The sequence below is a fragment of the Kocuria sp. ZOR0020 genome (assembly GCF_000800955.1).
GTDB lineage: Bacteria > Actinomycetota > Actinomycetes > Actinomycetales > Micrococcaceae > Kocuria > Kocuria subflava.
In genome coordinates this window covers 1-4,261 of the sequence record NZ_JROX01000048.1, presented here as the reverse complement: position 1 = coordinate 4,261, position 4,261 = coordinate 1, and the positions used below count along the sequence as shown (strand labels likewise).

General features: G+C 63.5%; 3 protein-coding genes and 1 pseudogene. 1 reads left to right on the top strand and 3 read right to left on the bottom strand.

The window, feature by feature from the left end; genetic code table 11:
- Positions 1 to 86: 86 nt before the first annotated feature.
- From L979_RS03450 to L979_RS03440, 3 genes are all read right to left on the bottom strand, one after another.
- A complete protein-coding gene (locus tag L979_RS03450; protein WP_052209426.1) occupies positions 87 to 920 on the bottom strand; it encodes a D-hexose-6-phosphate mutarotase in 834 nt (277 codons plus the stop codon).
- A gap of 70 nt (positions 921 to 990) precedes the next feature.
- Positions 991 to 2,424, bottom strand: a complete 1,434-nt coding sequence (locus L979_RS03445; protein WP_047689261.1) for a sodium:alanine symporter family protein — start codon at positions 2,422 to 2,424, stop codon at positions 991 to 993.
- Between the two features lie 280 nt (positions 2,425 to 2,704).
- Positions 2,705 to 3,925 carry a multidrug effflux MFS transporter gene (locus L979_RS03440; RefSeq protein ID WP_052209425.1) on the bottom strand — a complete coding sequence of 407 codons (1,221 nt, stop codon included), beginning with the start codon at positions 3,923 to 3,925 and terminating at the stop codon, positions 2,705 to 2,707.
- A gap of 96 nt (positions 3,926 to 4,021) precedes the next feature.
- Between L979_RS03440 and L979_RS03435 the strand changes: the two are divergent.
- Positions 4,022 to 4,261: pseudogene (locus tag L979_RS03435) on the top strand (tRNA (guanine-N7)-methyltransferase); the annotation flags it as partial.

Below are 4,261 nucleotides of genomic sequence, written 5' to 3'. Positions count from 1 at the left end.
GAAACCAGTCTTTCAGCGCAACCCACCACCGCTCAGTGCATGCTCGGCCTCAACCGTCGAGGCTCAGACGCCTCCGCAGCAAGAGGTCAGACGGTCTCCACCTGAATGCTGTACGTGATTCGGTGAGTCTCCCCGGGGGCCACGGTCACAAAGTCGTCCAGGGCATTGGCGCCTTCAATGCAGAGCATCTGCGTCCACTCCTCGTCCGCAAAATCCCCCATCTCCTTGGCCTTCTCCGTCCATGGATTCCAGACCACCGTGTTGGCAGCACCAGTCATGGTGATGTGCAGCTTGCGCCCCAGCAGAGGATCGTTGACCACCAGAGGCTCACCGCTGCGGTAGACACGATCAGTCTCCCCGGTGAACGTCACAGGGCCCTCCTGGCGCACGGACTCCTGGCCGGTGACCTTGTCCACGTAGTCCACCCCGTCCAAGCCGTCCACACTCACGGAGCGGAGATCACCCACGGCCAGGTAGGTGTGGAGAGCTTCTTCGATCTCCAACGGCTCAGACCCGGTGTTGGTCGTTGCCAATTCCAACGTCAGAGTGGAGCCCACCGTGACGGTGTACTCACACGCGAACGGATACGGAAACGCCTGGCGGGCCTCATCGGAGAAATCATCCTGGGACAGCGCGAACACCGCCACGGCGTCGTCGCAAGAAACCAGACGCCACGGCGTGGTGCGGGCATACCCGTGGGCGGGGGTGCGGTCACCGTTGCGGCCGGGGCCGAACCAGGGGAAGCAGATGGGCACACCGCCGCGGATGGCCTTGCCCTCCACAAAATTCGCCTGACGTGACACGAACAGGACCGGATCCTGCCGCGACGGCGTCCAGGAAGCCACATGAGCGCCCTGGTGGTACACGGTGGCGATCCCGGAATCATTGGCCAGGGCAAGGGGCTGTTGCAGTGCAGTCATGCCCCCAGGGTATGGCAACGCCCCCGGCAACCTGAGCGGTCACCGGGGGCGTTACGTGGGAGGAAGCAGCTCAGCGGCCGATGACCTCATAGGTGTCGATACCGCCGTCGCGACCCCGCATGAACAAGTCCACCTCGGACTTGCCGGCACGCAGCTTGGGATCGTTCTTGAGGTAATGCTTGGTCTCGCGCACGATCAGCCCGGACATGATCAGCAGACCCAGCAGGTTGGGCAGTGCCATCAGGCCGTTCATCACGTCAGCAAAGTTCCACACGGCGGCCAGCGGGATAGTGGCGCCGATGAACACCACAATGGAGAACACCACGCGGTACGGCATCACACCCCCGCGGCCCACCAGACGCTCCATGCAGCGCTCACCGTAGTAAGCCCAGCCCAGGATGGTGGAGTAAGCGAACATCACCAGGCCGAGAGTCACAATGATGTGCCCCCAGGCACCGGGCAGACCGTGGGTGAAGGCTTCACCGGTCATGGTGGCCGCAAAGTCACTGCCCTGCTCCCACACACCGGTGGTGATGATCACCAGACCGGTGCAGGAGACCACGATGATGGTGTCGATGAAGGTCTGCGTCATGGACACCAAACCCTGACGCACGGGGTGGGTGGTCTGGGCGGAGGCTGCGGCGATGGCCGCAGAACCCATGCCGGACTCGTTGGAGAAGATGCCGCGGGCAACACCCATCTGGATGGCCAAGATGATGGCGGAGCCTGCAAATCCGCCCACGGCAGCGGTGCCGGTGAAGGCATCGGTGAAGATCAAGGCGATGGCTGCGGGGATGTCCCCCACGTTGACCAGCAGGATGAACAGGGCGCCCAGCACGTAGAAGACGATCATGACGGGCACGAACGCAGCAGTCACGCGGCCGATGGACTTGATGCCACCCACCAGAACCACCATGGTCATAATGGCCAGCACCAGACCGGTGATCCAGGTGGGGATGCCAAAGGATTCGGAGACGTTGCCGGAGATGGAGTTGCCCTGGGTCATATTGCCGATGCCGAAGGAGGCCAGCACGGCGGCCACGGCAAAGAACAGGGCCAGGAACTTGCCGAATCCGCCGCGGATGCCGCGCTGCAGGTAGTACTGCGGACCACCGGAGATTTCACCCTTGGCATCCATGGTGCGGTAGCGCACACCCAGGAAAGCTTCCGAGTACTTGGAGGCCATGCCCAAGATGCCGGTCACCCACATCCAGAACAGCGCACCGGGGCCACCGATGGAGATGGCAGTGGCCACACCCACGATGTTGCCGGTACCCACCGTGGCAGCCAGGGCCGTGGTGAGGGCCTGGAACTGGGAGACGTCACCACCGGGTGCGTCAGCGTCCTTGCGCTCGAACAGTGCCAGCCGCAGGGCGGGGCCGAGCTTGAGGATCTGTATGAAACCGAGCCGGATGCTCAAGTAGAGACCCGTGACCAGCAGCAGCGGGATCAGGAGGAACGGACCCCAGATGATGCCCGCTGCGGAGCCGAAGCATTCCGCGATGTCCGTTTGTCCGGGGGTGAAGCAGTAGGTGCCGATTCCGGAGAACTGACCCAACAGATTCTGAATCAGATCATTCACTGTTCAGTTCCTCTCAGGGGTCGCTTCACACAGGTGAGGAAGGTGGAGGGTGGACGAACGGCGACCCCGCCGTATGGCGCTCGTCACTCGCGTATCTAACCACACACACCGTTGCCGCCTTGTTACTTGCGCCGCAATTGCCACCGGCTGCCTCATTCTCCGGCCGTTCGACGACGACGACTCCACCGGGACGCACCCTGAATCAGGCCTTGTGGGGCTCCGAGAGACGGGATGCCAAGAGTGCTGTGGCCAGGGCAGCGGTGGTGAACACGAACATGAGGATGCTCATGGGCAGTGCCGTGTGTTCCCCGCCCAGGCCGGCCAGAGGGCTGACAGCACCTCCCACCATGAACTGCATGAGACCTTGGACGGCCGACCCCGATCCAGCACGCCCGGGAACCTGAGCCTGGGCCAGGGCAATGCCGTTGCCGATCATGAAACCCACGCATGTCTGTGCGGTGACCGTGTGCACCACAATGGTCCAGTCGGGAGCGTTGACCAGGACACCAACCAGACCCAGAGCATTGATGAGCCCTTGGGCGGCCAGGGCGGCGATCATGATCTGGGCAGGGGTGAAACGGTTGAGGAGCCGCACGTTGACCAGCCCGGCCACCACCGAGCCGAATGCTGCAGCGGCAAAGGCCAGGCTGTAGCCCATGGAGGAGAGCCCCACCACGTTTTGCATCACGAACGAGGATGCTGACACGTAAGAGAACAGCGAACCGAAGCTCAAGGACATGGCCACCGCCCAGGCCATGAACGGGCGGTTGCGCACCACGGCACCGGCCAGTCCCAGCGTGCCCAGGATGCCGCCGTCACGACGCCGCTGTGGTGGCAAGGTTTCTGGGATCACGAACACCACGCAGGCCACCATGAGGGCACCGAATCCGGCCAGGACCCAGAACACCACCTGCCAGGGCGCCCATGTGGCGATCAATCCGCCCAGAACGGGAGCAACAATCGGTGCCACGGACACGATGGTGCCCAGCAGGGAGTAGAGCTTGGCGGCCTCAATGCCGCTTGCGATGTCTGAAACTATGGCGCGGGCAATCACCACCCCGGCTGCACCGGCAAAACCCTGTATGGCGCGCAACACCAGCAGCACCGTGACATCTGTGGAGAACACGATTCCCAGGCTGGAGAGCAGGAACACGGAGGTGCCTGCCACCAACAGACGGTGGCGCCCCCAGACATCGGAGATGGGCCCCAACAGAAACTGGCCCACAGCCATGCCCACCATGTAGGTGCTCAAGGAGAGTTGGATGGTGGAGGCCGGTGCCCCGTAGAACTGCGCCAAGGCAGGCATGGAGGCCAGGTACATGTCCGTTGCCATGGGGCTGACTGCACTGAGCACACCCAGCGCCAGCACATAAAACACCCGGTCCGGCCCCGGAGCCAGACCCAGCCGGGAGGAAACGCGCATGAAAAGTCCCAATCACAACGGGTGAGGTGCAGTGCCCGATGCCCAAGACGTGGGGGGGACCTCCCCAGGCTAAGCCCTGACTAGACTCTGGCGGTGATGAGTGAGACCAACACCCCAGCATCCGATGCCTCCCAGCCCTCAGAGGTCCCCGAGAAGTTCCACCGCAAACCGCTGTCTTTCGTGCGCCGTGGCGACCGCCTGACCCCGCGCCGCGAAAAGGCGTGGGAGCAGTGGGCGCCATCGCGCATCCTGCAGGTTCCCCGGCAGGTCACGGACACCTCCGTTGCGGAGCACGCGAGCTTTGACCAGGAATCGGTGTACGGGCGCATGGCGCCG

Coding starts and splice junctions, on each gene's coding strand:
- L979_RS03450 (WP_052209426.1), bottom strand. CDS start 920: ATGACTGCACTGCAACAGCCCCTTGCCCTGGCCAATGATTCCGGGATC.
- L979_RS03440 (WP_052209425.1), bottom strand. CDS start 3,925: ATGCGCGTTTCCTCCCGGCTGGGTCTGGCTCCGGGGCCGGACCGGGTG.